The organism is Dactylosporangium sp. NPDC051087 (assembly GCF_055586325.1).
In genome coordinates this window covers 18,831-32,220 of record NZ_JBVJIJ010000033.1, presented here as the reverse complement: position 1 = coordinate 32,220, position 13,390 = coordinate 18,831, and the positions used below count along the sequence as shown (strand labels likewise).

At 75.6% G+C, this 13,390-nt stretch carries 15 protein-coding genes and 2 pseudogenes; 9 read left to right on the top strand and 8 right to left on the bottom strand.

Features of this window, described 5'->3' with window-relative positions; translation table 11 throughout:
• Positions 1–88 precede the first annotated feature (88 nt).
• On the top strand, positions 89–523 hold the full coding sequence (locus ACZ6TV_RS44805) for a spore germination protein GerW family protein (protein ID WP_465305827.1): 435 nt from the start codon (positions 89–91) through the stop codon (positions 521–523).
• A 77-nt stretch (positions 524–600) separates the two neighbouring features.
• Positions 601–1,068, top strand: a complete 468-nt coding sequence (locus tag ACZ6TV_RS44800) for a GyrI-like domain-containing protein (protein ID WP_465305825.1) — start codon at positions 601–603, stop codon at positions 1,066–1,068.
• Between the two features lie 34 nt (positions 1,069–1,102).
• On the opposite strand, the gene ACZ6TV_RS44795 is transcribed toward ACZ6TV_RS44800, so the two are convergent.
• The 6 genes and pseudogenes from ACZ6TV_RS44795 to ACZ6TV_RS44770 form a co-directional block, all read right to left on the bottom strand.
• Positions 1,103–1,372 (bottom strand): DUF1876 domain-containing protein, encoded by a 270-nt coding sequence (locus ACZ6TV_RS44795; RefSeq protein ID WP_465305823.1) that lies wholly within the window; start codon positions 1,370–1,372, stop codon positions 1,103–1,105.
• 207 nt (positions 1,373–1,579) lie between these two features.
• The gene (locus ACZ6TV_RS44790; protein ID WP_465305821.1) at positions 1,580–2,050 is read right to left on the bottom strand and encodes a Crp/Fnr family transcriptional regulator; all 471 of its coding nucleotides are present in this window, start codon (positions 2,048–2,050) and stop codon (positions 1,580–1,582) included.
• A gap of 206 nt (positions 2,051–2,256) precedes the next feature.
• On the bottom strand, positions 2,257–2,661 hold the full coding sequence (locus ACZ6TV_RS44785; protein ID WP_465305969.1) for a universal stress protein: 405 nt from the start codon (positions 2,659–2,661) through the stop codon (positions 2,257–2,259).
• Positions 2,662–2,691: 30 nt separating this feature from the next.
• Positions 2,692–3,108, bottom strand: a pseudogene (locus tag ACZ6TV_RS44780) (universal stress protein); the annotation flags it as partial.
• Positions 3,109–3,150: 42 nt separating this feature from the next.
• Complete coding sequence (locus ACZ6TV_RS44775; RefSeq protein ID WP_465305819.1) at positions 3,151–3,984, bottom strand: universal stress protein; 834 nt, start codon at positions 3,982–3,984, stop codon at positions 3,151–3,153.
• A 124-nt stretch (positions 3,985–4,108) separates the two neighbouring features.
• Positions 4,109–4,999 (bottom strand): universal stress protein, encoded by an 891-nt coding sequence (locus ACZ6TV_RS44770; protein WP_465305817.1) that lies wholly within the window; start codon positions 4,997–4,999, stop codon positions 4,109–4,111.
• Positions 5,000–5,246: 247 nt separating this feature from the next.
• Between ACZ6TV_RS44770 and ACZ6TV_RS44765 the strand changes: the two genes are divergently transcribed.
• On the top strand, positions 5,247–6,263 hold the full coding sequence (locus ACZ6TV_RS44765; protein ID WP_465305815.1) for a zinc-dependent alcohol dehydrogenase family protein: 1,017 nt from the start codon (positions 5,247–5,249) through the stop codon (positions 6,261–6,263).
• Positions 6,264–6,370: 107 nt separating this feature from the next.
• On the opposite strand, the gene ACZ6TV_RS44760 is transcribed toward ACZ6TV_RS44765, so the two are convergent.
• Both ACZ6TV_RS44760 and ACZ6TV_RS44755 read right to left on the bottom strand, forming a co-directional pair.
• Positions 6,371–7,261, bottom strand: a complete 891-nt coding sequence (locus ACZ6TV_RS44760) for a universal stress protein (RefSeq protein WP_465305813.1) — start codon at positions 7,259–7,261, stop codon at positions 6,371–6,373.
• A gap of 28 nt (positions 7,262–7,289) precedes the next feature.
• Positions 7,290–8,183 (bottom strand): universal stress protein, encoded by an 894-nt coding sequence (locus ACZ6TV_RS44755; RefSeq protein WP_465305811.1) that lies wholly within the window; start codon positions 8,181–8,183, stop codon positions 7,290–7,292.
• A gap of 230 nt (positions 8,184–8,413) precedes the next feature.
• Here ACZ6TV_RS44755 and ACZ6TV_RS44750 point away from each other — a divergent pair, with 230 nt between their 5' ends.
• The 6 genes and pseudogenes from ACZ6TV_RS44750 (at position 8,414) to ACZ6TV_RS44725 (ending at position 13,327) form a co-directional block, all read left to right on the top strand.
• A complete protein-coding gene (locus ACZ6TV_RS44750) occupies positions 8,414–8,635 on the top strand; it encodes a DUF1918 domain-containing protein (protein WP_465305809.1) in 222 nt (73 codons plus the stop codon).
• A gap of 118 nt (positions 8,636–8,753) precedes the next feature.
• The gene (locus ACZ6TV_RS44745; protein WP_465305807.1) at positions 8,754–9,734 is read left to right on the top strand and encodes a universal stress protein; all 981 of its coding nucleotides are present in this window, start codon (positions 8,754–8,756) and stop codon (positions 9,732–9,734) included.
• An 8-nt stretch (positions 9,735–9,742) separates the two neighbouring features.
• A complete protein-coding gene (locus tag ACZ6TV_RS44740) occupies positions 9,743–10,639 on the top strand; it encodes a universal stress protein (protein ID WP_465305805.1) in 897 nt (298 codons plus the stop codon).
• A 132-nt stretch (positions 10,640–10,771) separates the two neighbouring features.
• Positions 10,772–11,176, top strand: a pseudogene (locus tag ACZ6TV_RS44735) (CoA-binding protein); the annotation flags it as partial.
• Positions 11,177–11,318: 142 nt separating this feature from the next.
• Positions 11,319–12,389: an Acg family FMN-binding oxidoreductase gene (locus ACZ6TV_RS44730; RefSeq protein ID WP_465305803.1), complete on the top strand. Its 1,071-nt coding sequence runs from the start codon at positions 11,319–11,321 to the stop codon at positions 12,387–12,389.
• A complete protein-coding gene (locus tag ACZ6TV_RS44725) occupies positions 12,386–13,327 on the top strand; it encodes a universal stress protein (RefSeq protein WP_465305801.1) in 942 nt (313 codons plus the stop codon). The genes ACZ6TV_RS44730 and ACZ6TV_RS44725 overlap by 4 nt, the downstream gene beginning before the upstream one ends.
• The last annotated feature ends 63 nt before the right edge of the window (positions 13,328–13,390 follow it).

The following is a 13,390-nucleotide window of genomic DNA, read 5'->3' as shown; positions in this document are numbered from 1 at the left end:
GGCGTCCCGGTCGCGCGGCCGGCCACCGGACCGGCCGAACGTGCCCGACACGTGCGCCGGGCGGCGCACCGGATCAGGAGGTGTGATCATGAATCAGGCACTGCTGGACGAGGTCGCGACGCTGCGGACCATCCGGGAGGCGGTGGAGCGGGTGAGCGTCGGCCGGGTGTTCGGCGCCCCGGTCCACCAGGACGGGCTGACCGTGGTGCCGGTTGCGAAGATCGGCGGGGGTGGCGGCGCCGGCGGCGGCGTCGAACCCACCCCGGACCACGAGGACGCCGGCGGCTCGGGCGGTGGCTTCGGGCTGACGGCGAAGCCGCTCGGCGTGTTCGTCCTCAGCGACGGCAAGGTCCGCTGGCGCCCCGCGGTGGACCTCAACAAGATCATTCTTGGTGGGCAGGTCGTGGCCGTGGCCGCGCTGCTGGTGCTCCGGGCGTACGTCAAGGCGCGCTCGGGGCCCGGCGGCCGGGAGGCCCGCGGGTGGGGGCGCCGCACGGCCGGGCGCGCCGCGGCGGCGCGCTGAGTGGGTCGCGAGCCGGGTCCGCGGACGCGAGCAGCGGGCCGGCACCGGCCCGCGGACATGAGACTTGGGAGGACATCGTGGTGCTCGAAGCTCCGCGGCACGGATCCGCGACGGGGTACCAGCTGCGTGCCATCGACCTGGAGGCCGGGCCCACGGCGGTGATCCGCACGGCGGCGGCCGGGACAGGTCTACCGGGGACGCTGCGGCGTCTCGGCGACGAACTGCAACGGCGGCAGGTGTCGGTGATCGGCCCGCCGTACGTCCGGCGCCTGGGCAGTGCGGACAGCGCCCAGGTGGAGGTCGGCTACCTGGTGAGCGAGCCGATCGAGGACGGCGCGGAGGTCGTCGCGTCCGGCCTCCCGGGCGGCCCGGCCGTCATGGCGGTGGGCGTGCGCCCCGAGGAGGACGGCGACGCCGTCCGCGGGCTGGCGGAGTGGCTGTCCACGCGTGGCTTCCGGCCGGCCGGAGCGGGCTGGCGGCGCGTCCGGGAACTGCCGCCGGCCCGCCCGCTCGTGGACATCGTGCTGCCCTACGGGTGGCGGTGACCCGGCCGGTGCGGCGTGCGGACCGCCGGTGAGGTCACGCGTTCAGCTGCACGCGCTCCTCCGTCAGGGCCTGGATGTCGGCCACCGCCGTGAGCAGCAGCCGGTGGCCGAGATCGTTGAGCGCGCGGGCCACGGCGAGCTCGTCACCGATCTCCGGCACGTTCTCGTCGGCCGGGTTGAGCCGGGCCCGGCCGATGCCGAGCAGGTGGGTGTCGTCGTTGGTGTGCAGCCGGGCCTCGGCGTAGGTGCGCCCCTCGGTCTCGCCGATGAACAGATCCACCGTCCAGCGCCTGGTCGTGTCCATGATCTCCTCCAGTCGGGAAGTCGGGCGTGCCGCTCGGCGGTCACCTCCAGGGCAACCTCGGCGGGCGCGGCGCCGCGCGGGAAGGCGATCCGGACCGGGGACACGATGCCCGCCCATGCCGGCGGTCCCGATGGCCGCCGCGGCGACCGGAAAGCTCCGCGGGCCACTGCTCTGCTTGAAGGCGTGCCGGCTCCAACGGTACCCGCGTCACCGCTCCGGCTCCGGCGGCCGGTACAGATCGAGCATCCGCAACCGGGTCGCCTGCATGCGCTCGACGACGACCTCGATGAGGCGCCTGGTCAGCTCGTAGCCGAGCTCCGGCTCCGCGGCGCACAGCGCACGGATGCCCGCGCCGTCGAAGCAGATCGCCAGGACGGGTGTGTCGGCCGTGGCGCCGAAGTGCCAGCGGTACGGTGGGAACAACCACGACCAGCCGAGCACCTGTCCCGCGCCGATGGTCTCCAGGACGACGTTGCCGCGGCCCGGCAGGTGCGTGTCGAGACTGACCAGGCCGTCGCGGATGAGCCAGAACCGGTCGGCCCGCCCGCCCTCGCTGAAGAGGCGGGTGCCGGCGTGGATCGTCACGCGGTGCGAGTAGTGCGCCATTCGCTCCAGGAACCGGTCCGGCACGCCGGCCATGAACGGATGCCCGGCGAGCAGGTCGTGTGCGGTGATCATCGGTCTCACCTCAACCGTCGTGTGGTGGTCTGTCTCCAGACAACGTGGCCCGGCCGGTGCGCGGGTAGAGCCACGAGGCCCGCGGCTGCGGGACCTACGGCCTGCGCCGCAGGCCGGTGAGGCCGGCCGCGCTCAGGGCGGCCGCGACGAGGGTGAACCACAGCACCGGCCGAGCCCGGCACGCGTCATGAACGGCGCCGCCGGTGTCAGGAAGGTCGAGGTGCGTGCACGATGAGCACCGGGCACCCGGCGTGGTGCATCAGCTGCAGCCCCACGGAGCCGAGCAGCAGACCCGTGAACCCGCCGTGGCCCCGGCTGCCCACGACGACGAGTTCGGCGGTGTGGGACGCGTCCAGCAACGCCTGCGCGGTCCGGCCGTCGACGAGCCGGGTCTCCAGCGCGACATCGGGGTACTTCTCCTTCCAGCCGGCCACCGACGCCTCCAGCAGCTGCTGTTCCGTGGTCTCGACCATGGCGTACGGCAGCGCGGTGACCGCGGGTGGCGTGTAGGCGCGGACGGCGCGCACCCGGGTCCCGCGCAGCCGCGCGGCCTCGAACGCGACGCCCAGCGCGGCGTCGGAGCTGGGGGATCCGTCGACACCGGCGACCACGGGGCCGCCGGCCGTGGCCTGGCCGCGCACGACGACGACGGGGGTGCGCGCGTGCGTGGCCACCTGCTGGCTGACCGACCCGAGCAGCAGGTGGGTGAGCCCGCCACGGCCGCGGTTGCCGACGACGATCAGGCGGGCGCCCTCGTCGCCGAGCCCGATCAGCGTCGGTGCGGGCGCGGCGTGGACCGCGGTGCCGACGACCTCGACGCCGGTGCCGCGTCTTCGCAGCCGCTCGACGGCCTCGGCGATGAGCGCGTCACCGCGGTCCTGTGCCTCGGCGGTCATCTCCTCGACCGGTCCGTCGTACTCCGCGCCGGGCCAGGCGAACTGGAAGGCGTGGACGATGTACAGCCGGGCGCCGGTGCGTCCGGCCTCGGTCGCGGCCCAGTCGACGGCGTCACGGGCCTCGACCGATCCGTCGTAACCGACAACGATCCGCGGGTCCATCGCAATCCTCCTCCGAGCGGGCGGCCGCGGCGCGGGCGGCCGTCAGTGCCTGACGACGAGCACCAGGGTCTCCGCGTGCTCGACCACGTGCTGGGTGACCGCGCCGAGCTGCAGGCCGGTGAAGCCGCCGAAACCACGGGCGCCGAGCACGATCATCAGCGCGTCCTTCGCCTCGTCCAGCAGCACCGGCACCGTCGGGCCCTGCCGCACCCGGATCTCGACCTCGACGGAGGGGTCCTTCGCCCGCAACCGCTCCAGTTCCGCGTCGAGCTCGGCGGCCAGCCTCTCCGGGTCGGGGCGGCGGACCAGCCGGCCCGACGGCTGCTGCCACACCCGCACCGCGACCAGTGGCACCCGGCGCGCCGACGCCTCGCCGAACGCGGTCTCCATCGCGAGCAGGGCGCCGGCGGACCCGTCGGCGCCGACGACGACCGGCGGGCCGGACGGCAGCTGGGACTCCGGCCCCGCCCAGCGCTCGGCGTGGTGCACGACCAGGACGGGGCAGTGCGCGTGCTGGGCCAGATGCATGCCGACGGAGCCGACGAGCAGCGAGTGGAAGCCACCGTGCCCCCGGCTGCCGACGACGAGCAGCTCAGCGTGCCGGGACTGCTCCCGCAGCGCGTGCGCGGGCTGCCCGTACCACGTCGACGTCGTCACGTGCAGGCCCGGATACCAGTGCCGGGCCTCGACCGCGGCGTCCAGGACCAGCCCCTGCTCGTCGGTGATCTCCCCGGGCGGGCCGGGGACACCGAGCGCGTGCGTGATGCGCAGCGGGCGGCCGAGCTGGACCGCCTCGTCGGCGGCCCAGCGGACGGCGCCGAGCGCCGCGGGCGAACCGTCCACGCCCACGATCACCGGCCGTTCGATGATGGTCATGTCGGGCTCCTTCACGTCGTGACGGGCGGTGCACCTTCCACGGTCGTCCGGCGCCGCGCCGGCCGGAAGGGCCGATGGTCCCGTGCCACGGGTTCGCGCGGCGACCGGCACCTCGGCGCGCCGTTCAGGCGTGCTCCGCCGGCGCGCCGGTCGGCTCGTCCTGGGCCTGCGGGACGACCAGGACCGGCCGGTGAGCGTGGTGCAGGGTGGCCATCGCCACGCTGCCGAGCATGATCTCCTGCGCCGCCGAACGCCCTCGCGAGCCGACGACGACCAGCGCCGCCGACCGGTCCGACGCGTGTCCGCCGAGCGCGTCGGCGACGGCCCGGCCCGGTGTCCCGTGCCCCGGCCGGACCAGCACCGGGGTGACGGAGCGGGCCCCGTCCGGCGGCGGTCCCGACGGCCACTCCTCGGCCCTGTCGTGCACCGACACGAGCACCATCTCCCGCTCCGGCAGCAGCCGGTCGGCGGCCACGACCGCGGCCGCGGCGCCCGGTGAGCCGTCCCAGCCGACGACGACCGGTCCACCGGCGATCGCCGTGGCGTCCCGCATGAGCATCGGATACGGCACGACCAGCACCGGCTTCGGGCTGTAGTGCACGAGGACGTCGGAGACGCTGCCGAGGACCGCGCGGACGCCGCCGAGGCCACGGGAGCCGACGACGACCATGTCGGGCTGCAGGGTGGCGGCGGTCCTGGCCAGCTCGAACCCCTCGCCGCCCGCGGTGGGCCGGGCGACGGCCTCGGCCCGCCAGCCCTCGGCACGGGCGAGCGTGACCCCGGTGGCCGCGACCTGGTCGGCCCGCCACGCCCCCTCGACGCCCACCGCCTCGACGAACGCCTCGATGTGCTGCCTGCCGGTCCACAACCGCCGGCGCAGATCCTCCTCGGCGAACGGTGGCGTCCACAGGTACGCGATCCAGGCGTGCGCGTCCGGCAGCAGCTGCGTGCCGGCCCGCAGTGCGGCGTTCGCGGCGGCGGAACCGTCGTAGCAGACCAGGACGTGCTTCGTCATCGTCGACCCTCCTCACGGTCGGTTGGCCGCCGGGTCACCGTGGCTCGCGGACGACGGCGACCGGGCAGTGCCCGGGTGATGTCGCGGGCGGCGCGCACCGCCACCGTCGTCCCCACCACCAACCATCCGCTCCCCGCCGCGGGCCGGCCAGGTCCGGCGGGCCCGTCGGCACGGGACGAAGGTCCCGCCGGCGGGCGGGGTGTGCCCGGGTGTGCATGGTGTGCGTCCGGGAGGGCAGGTACGCCGGATGACCCAACGGATGACCGCGTGGCGGGTCGAGCGGCCGGGCCCCATCGGGCAGCGCCCGCTGCGGATGACGCAGTCGCCGGTGCCCGAGCCGGGGCCGGGCGAGGTCCTGGTGCGGGTCCGTGCGTGCGCGGTCTGCCGCACGGACCTGCACCTGGCCGAAGGGGACCTTCCGCCGTACCGCCCCGGCGTGGTGCCCGGCCACGAGGTCGTCGGTGACGTCGAGCGGCTCGGACCGGACGCCGGCGACCTGCGGGTGGGGGAGCGGGTGGGCGTGGCGTGGCTGCGGCACACCTGCGGCGTCTGCGTCTACTGCCGCTCCGGCTCGGAGAACCTGTGCCCGTCGTCGCGGTACACCGGCTGGCACGCCGACGGGGGCTTCGCCGAGCACTGCGTCGCACCGGCGGCGTTCGTGTACCGGCTGCCGCCGCGCTACGACGACGCGCACGCCGCCCCGCTGCTGTGCGCCGGGATCATCGGCTTCCGGGCCCTGCGCCGGGCGGAGGTGCCGCCGGGAGGACGGCTCGGCCTGTACGGCTTCGGCGCGTCGGCGCACCTCGCGGCGCAGGTCGCGATCGCGCAGGGCACGAGGGTGCACGTGCTGACCCGCTCGGCCGAGGCCAGGCAGCTGGCGCTGGAGCTCGGCGCCGCGTCCGCGGGCGACGCCGCCGGCGCGCCACCGGAGCCGCTGGACGCCGCGATCCTGTTCGCCCCCGTCGGCGAGCTGGTGCCGGTCGCGTTGTCGGCGCTGGACCGCGGCGGCACCCTCGCGGTGGCCGGCATCCACCTCACGGACATTCCGGTGCTGCGCTACGCCGAGCACCTGTTCCAGGAACGGACGCTGCGCAGCGTCACCGCCAACACCCGCCAGGACGGCCGCGACTTCCTGGCGTTCGCGCAGGAGCACCCGCTGCGGGTCAGCATCACGCCGTACCCGTTGACGGCGGCGGACGAGGCACTCGCCGACCTCGCCGGCGACCGGGTCCGGGGGGCCGCCGTCCTGACCCCGCCGGCCTGACCGCCGGGGCGGGCGGCGGGCACCCTGCGGCACCCTGCGGCACCCCGAGGCACCCCGAGGCACCCCGAGGCACCCCGAGGCACCCCGAGGCACCCTGGGCCGCCGGACTACCGCACCACCGCGACCGGGCAGGCGGCGTGGTGCAGCAACGCCTGGCTGACGGAGCCCAGCAGCAGCCCGGTGAAGCCGCCCACGCCCCTGGAGCCGACGACCATCAGCTCGGCGCCGTGCGAGAGGCGCCTGAGGACCGCCGCGGCGCCGCCGCGTGCCGTGCGGCGGCGCACGTCGACGTCCGGGTACTTGTCGGCCCAGCCGCCGATGGACTCGGCCAGCGCCCGCCGCTCGTCGTCGAGCAGGTCCTCGGTGTCGTAGACGAGCGGCAGCATGTCGCCGGGGCCGGTCGCGTTGGGCCAGATGTACGTGTGGACCGCGGTCAGCCCGGCACCGCGGAAGGACGCCTGCTCGAACGCGAACCGCAACGCACGGTCGGCGTCGTGGGACCCGTCGACGCCGACGACGACCCGGCCCGCCTCGCCGCCGTCGGTCGTGCCGGCGGTGTCGTCCCGGCGGACCACGACGACCGGGCCGGCGGCGTGCGCGGCCACCTGCACGCCGACGGACCCGAGCAGCAGACCGCTGAAGCCACCCAGGCCGCGGCTGCCGACCACCACCGTGCCGGCCTGCTCGGAGGCGTGCACCAGCGCGGCACCGGCCGGCTCGACGGGTGTCGCGGTGGTGATCGGCAGCTGGGACGCGACGTCGCGCGCGCGGGCGACGGCGATGCCGACGACGGTCTCGGCGGTGTCCCGGACGAGCTTGTCCAGCGCGGGCGTCCGGTGGGCGCCGAACGGCGGGTGGACGGCGGGCCACGCGCACGCGTGCAGGATGTGCAGCCGGCGGCCCCGCCGTGCGGCGTCCCAGGCGGCCCAGTCCACGGCCGCCAGGCTCTCCGGTGAGCCGTCGACGCCGACGACCACGTCGTGCTTGTGCTCCTTCACGGGAACTCCCTCCAGAGATGTGGCGGCCTCAGCGCGCCGGGTCCTCGGGGACGATCTCCACCACGCCGTCGCCGTGCTCGGCGAACTCCCTGCTCACCGAGCCCAGCCGGAGCACCGCCGGGCGCGGCCGGCCGTGCCGCCCGAGGACCAGCAACGCGGCTCCGGCGGCGGCACGGCGCAACCCGGTCACCGGGTCGCCGCCGTAGACGCCGCGTTTCACGGCGACCGCCGGGTGCCGGGTCATGAACGGCTCGACCTGGCCCGCGAGCGACTCCAGCGGTGCGGGCACCGTGGCGAAGTGCGTCTCCAGGAACCGGTCGTCGACCCAGTAGTCGTCGCCCGGCGGGCGGCCGTCGACCTCGACCACGGCCAGCGGCACGCGGTGCAGCTCGGCGTGGGCGAACCCGGCGCGCAACGCCGCCGCGGACGCCGCGGAACCGTCGGCGCCGACCACGACGTGACCGGCGAACGGGCCGGCGGGGCGGACGGGCGCCGGCCGGACGACCACCACCGGGCAGGCCGACCGGGCGGCGAGCCTGGTCGGCACCGCGTGGTGCAGCGGGTCACCGCCGTCGTGCGCGCCGACGACGAGCAGGTCCAGCCGGCAGGACAGCTCGAGCAGCGCCTCCACGGTGTCGCCGTGCGGCAGCCACACGGTGCAGCTGTGCTCGAGGCGTTGCCGTGCCGCCCTGATGTGCCGTGCCAGCGCCGGCTCCGTCAGCTCGAGCTCGGCGAGGCCGGCGCCGGGAGCGGGGGCCGTGCCGTGCGGTCCGCCGTGGTGCCGCACATGGCAGACGGTCAGCGTCGCACCGCGGGCCGCGGTCTCCTCGACCGCCCACGACAGTGCGGCGAGGCCGCCCGGCGTCTCCGTGACGCCGACACCGATCCGGCTGGCCGCCGGAGGCCGTTCTGCGGTGTTCATGGCGGTCCTCCTCGTCGACCGTGGGCCGCACCTCCACCATCCCGCCGCGCGGGCGACGGTACCAGGGCCGAACGACCATGAGGGACGGGCGCGCGGGTTTCATCCCCCGGCAGGGGCCCAAGACCCTGGCATCGGCACGGGCGGCGGCGCACGGTTGACCAAGAGACCAACCGACCAACGCAGCAACCCGCGGCGGTCGCCGGCGGGTGTGAGCAGAGGAGGGACCGATCATGCGGGCGAACATCGGAGACCGGCTGATCGTCGAGGGTGCTCGTCTGGGCGACGGCCGCCGGGTCGGTGTCATCACCGAGATCAGCCACGCCGACCACACCCCGCCGTACCGGGTGCACTGGCTCGACACCGGCCACGATGCGCTCGTCTTCCCGGGACCTGACGCCCACGTGCGCCCCCGGGCCGACGACGAGAACCCGGTGGGCGGGCCGGTGTCCTGAGGTGCCGCGGGCCGGATGCCGTCATGCGTCGCTCACCCGGCGCGGGTGATTTGCCGCGGCGTGCTGGCACGCCCCGGCGCCGGCGGATCAGGCTGGATCCGAACGTGGTCGCAACACCGTGCCTGTGGCGCGGCGCGTGCGGCGGCGTGAACCTTCCTGTACGAAGCGGGGAAGCGTCGTGGAATGCGCGGCGATCGTTGTCGGAGTGGACGGCGCGGCACCATCGTTGGCGGCCGCCAGATGGGCGGCGGCCGAGGCCGATCGCCGCCGCGTGCCGTTGCGCATGGTGGTCGCCTGCCACCGGCCGACCCGGCTGACGGCGTTCGCGGCCGCCGCCGGGCTCGCCGGACCGGCGCGGGAACGCGCCGACGACATCCTGCGGGTCGCGGCGCGGGAAGCCACGACCGCGGCGCCCGGCGTCGCCGTCGAAACCGCCACCGCGACGTCCGGTCATCCCGCGGCGGCCCTGCTGCGTGCCGGTGCCGAGGCCGCCATGGTGGTGGTCGGCACCCGCGGCCGGCACGCCGCCACCGGAGCCGTCCTCCGCTCGGTCAGCCGGCAGGTCGCCACGCACGCGACGTGCCCCGTCACCGTCGTGCGCGGCCGCGTCCACCCGGCCGGCGGCGTGCTCGTCGGCGTCGACAGCGCCCCGCAGGCGGGGCGGGTGGTGGCCTCGGCGTTCGCCGAGGCGCGGCAGCGTGGCTGCCCGCTGCTGGCGGTGCGGGTGATCGAGACACCGCAGACGCAGACCGCGGTCGGCACGCCGCCGCTGATGTACGACGTCGCCGAGGTCCGCCGCTCGCTGACCGCCGAGGCGACCCGCCTCGTCGCAGCGGTCGGCGACCGCTTCCCCGACGTGCGGTGGGAGCTGCAGGCCGTCGACGGCGACGCCGGCGCGGTGCTCGCGCACCGGTCCCAGGACGCGCAGCTGGTCGTCGTCGGCAGCCGTGGCCACGGCGGGTTCAGCGGGTGGCTGCTCGGCTCGGTCGGCCTGCATCTGCTGCGCCGCTCGGCGTGCCCGGTCCTCATCCACCACGACGGCACCGCGCGGGGGGAAGACGAGGGAGAAGCACCATGGGTTACCAGTACGGACCCATAGTCGTCGGCGTGGACGGATCCGCGGCGAGCGTCGGTGCGCTGCGCTGGGCGGCGGACGAGGCCTGCCAGCACACCCGGGAGCTGCTCGCCGTCCACGCGGTCGACCCCGCCCTGCCGGCCGGCGACGTACCGGCGGACAGCGCCGACATCGCCGTCCGGGCGGCGAACGAGGCGGTGCGGTGGCGACCCGGCGTCTGCGCGACCGGCGTGACCGAGCACGGCGCCCCGGCGGACGTGCTGCGGCACTACGCGGAACACGCCCGGCTGGTCGTCGTGGCCAGCCACGGCCGCGACAAGCACACGACGGCGCCGCTGGGCTCCGTGTGTACCGCGCTGTGCGTGCGCGCGGAGTGTCCGGTGCTGGTGGTCCACGGGGCGGACCGGTGGGCCGACCCGTTCGCGGTGCTGCCCCGGACCGGCCCCGTCGTCGTAGGGTTCGACGGCTCCGACTCGGCCCAGCGGGCGCTGCGACTCGCGTTCGAGGAGGCCGCCAACCGCAGCCGGCGACTGGTCGTCATCCAGGCCTGGCAGCACCCGCGGCTGTGGCTGCCGGGCCGGCACCCGGCCGACGGCCAGCACCACGGGCCCGATCTGACCGCTGACGAGGCGGCCGTGCACGAGGCCCTGACCGCGGCGGCCGAACCGTGGCGTGCGCGCCACCCCGCAGTCGAGATGGAGCTGCGCAGCGAACCGGGCGACCCGGTCGAAGGTCTGAGCACCGCCTCGCAGTGGGCCATGCTCATGGTGCTCGGCACCCGGTGCCCCACCGACGCGGTCCAGCCCCCGAAGCCCTCGGTCATGCACCGGGTGCTGCGCAGCATGGTCTGTCCCGCCCTCATCGCGCACGGCACGGTCCGGCCGCACCGTCGCCACGACCCGCGGGCGGTGCACCGGGCGGCGGCGTGACGACCGTCCGCCGGTCACCGGCGATGCCGTCCGCCCGCCCTGATCCGGGACGTTCGGCACTGAACGACGCGGGCGGCGTCGTGTCACATTTGAGGTATCGCTGATCATGTTCACAGCGAGGAGTTGAGTGCGATGCGCACACCACGACAGGTGCTCGCCGACGCCCACACGATCGCGGTGGTCGGAGCCTCACGAGACCCGCAGAAGCCCGCGCACTGGGTGCCGATGATGCTGCAGGAGCAGGGCTGGCGGATCGTCCCGGTCAATCCGCACGCACACCAGCTGTTCGGTGAGCACGTCTACGCGCGGCTGGCGGACGTCCCGGAAAGCGTCGACGTGGTGCAGGTCTTCCGGCCGGCGGAGGAGGCCGAGGGACTGGTCCTGGAAGCGGCCGCCGCCGGCGCCAAGGCGATCTGGCTGCAGCTGGGCATCACCAACCAGCGGGCGCGGGCGCTCGCGGGCGAGGTCGGTCTCGACTACGTCGAGGACACCTGCATGGGCATGGAACGCGCGCTGGCCGACATGGTCCACGGCGGGGGCACGCCGCCGGACCCGGTGTACCACGGCATCGAGCCGGAACCGGAGCCGTCGCTGGCACCCACCCGACCGCAGTAGGACAGCGCCGATGCGGAGCCAACCCGGGACCGACCCGGGCCGATACTCCGGGAGGGACATCCTCATGGCAACGATCCGACACACCGACCACGACGTGGCGGTCCAGGTGGAACCGGCCAGCCGCATCCTTGCGCGCGCGGCCACGACCGCCCTGCGAGCACCGTCGATCTGGAACTCCCAACCCTGGCACTGGCGGATCGAGCACGACACCGCCGAGCTCCGCGCGGACCGTCGCCGGCAGCTGAGCCCGATCGACCCGGAAGGGCGGCTGCTGACCATCAGCTGCGGGGTCGCGCTCCACCATGCCTGTGTCGCGCTGTCCGCGGCCGGTGCCGGCGTGGCCGTCGACCGGCTGCCCCACGCCGACGACCCTGACCTTTTGGCGATCCTGCGCTACACCGGCCCTCAGGCGTGGTCACCGGAAGCGCAACGGCTCCGGCGGGCCCTCACGGTCCGGCGCACCGACCGGCGGCCGTTCGCCGAGACCAGGGTCCCCGAGCGGACCATCGACCGCCTCCGCGCCGCCGCGTGCGCCAAGGGCGCGCACCTGCAGCTCATCCGGCCGCAGGACCTCACCACCATGACCGTCGCCGCCGGGCACGCCGCCGCCGCCGAGCGCGCCGACCCCGCGTACCGCGCCCAGCTCGCCGCCTGGACCGGGGTCCGGATCGAGGTCGGCGAGGGCGTACCGCTGAACACGACGGAGGCCTTGGGCGCCCGGCCGGTGCCGATCCGCGACTTCACCGGCGCCGACGTCGGCCCGAGCATCTACAGCGGCGCCGAGCAGGTGGACCGCAGCGCCTGCTACGGGCTGATCGTCATCGACCTGGACGAGCCGGAGGGCTGGCTGGTGGCGGGCGAGGCGCTGTCCGCGGTCCTGCTGACAGCGACCGCCGAGCGGTTGGCGACGTCCGCGATGAGCGACCTCGTCGAGGTCCGCGCCGCGCGGCTGATGCTGCGGCGCATGCTGGGCAACGTCGGCTATCCCGCCGTCGGCGTCCGGATCGGCGTCCCCGGTCCGGGACCCGCGCCCCGGCGGGCACCGAGGCGGGCGGCCGTCGAGGTCGTCGAGGTCGTCGGTGAACCGGTGGAGCGGCACGGAGCCACCGGTGGCGAATGGGGGTCGTCGCCATGAGCCTGCCGTCGATCGAACCCGGGAGCGTCGTCGTCGGGGTCGGCGGCGCACCGGGCAGCGCCCTGGCCGTGCGGTGGGCGGCGGCCGACGCCGGCCGCCGGCACCGGCGCCTGTACCTGCTGCACGCCGAGTTCGACTGGCAGCAGTTCGCCTACCCGCGGCAGTTCACCGGTCAGGTGGAGAACGACACCTACCTGCAGCAGGCGAAGGAGGTGTCGCACCGGGTCCTCGTCGAGGCGACGGAGCAGGCGCTGCAGGTGCGGCCCGACCTCCGGGTCACCGGCGTGACGGCGCTCCAGCCGGCCGTCCCGGCGCTGCTGGACGCCGCCCGCGCCGCGGCGCTGATCGTCGTCGGCAGCCACGGCGCCGGCGGCTTCGGCGCGCTGCTCGTCGGCTCCACCACCACGCAGCTCGCCGCGCACGCCGGCTGCCCGGTGCTCGTGGTCCGCGGGCTGCTGCCGCCGGGCAGGCGGGGCGGGCAGGACGGACCGAACGCCGGCCGGGTCGTCGTCGGCGTCGACGGATCCCGGTACGGCGAGGACGCGCTCGGGTTCGGCTTCGAGCAGGCGGCCGCCCGCGGGGTCGGTCTCACCGCCGTGCACGTCCACCGGCAGCCGGCGGCCGACGTGCCGCCGGGCGAGGACGCGGACGATCCGCACCAGGCGGACCTGCGCCTGCTCGCCGCTTCACTGGACCGCTGGCGGAGGCTGTACCCCGCCGTCGACACCCGCTTCGACACGGTCTCCGGCCGGGTGAGCCGGGCGCTCATCGACGCCTCGGCCGGTGCCCAGGTGCTCGCCGTCGGCGCGCACGGCCGCGGCGGGCTCGGCAGGCTGATACTCGGCTCCGTGAGCCAGTCCCTGGTGCACCGCGCGGTCTGTCCGGTCGCGGTCGTTCACCAGGCATCGCGACGCATCGCGGCATCCAGCGGCCGATAGCGCCCCGTCCCGCCATTGACCGGGGCCGGGCGCCGCCGCGGTTTCATCGGACCGTCGAGGGGA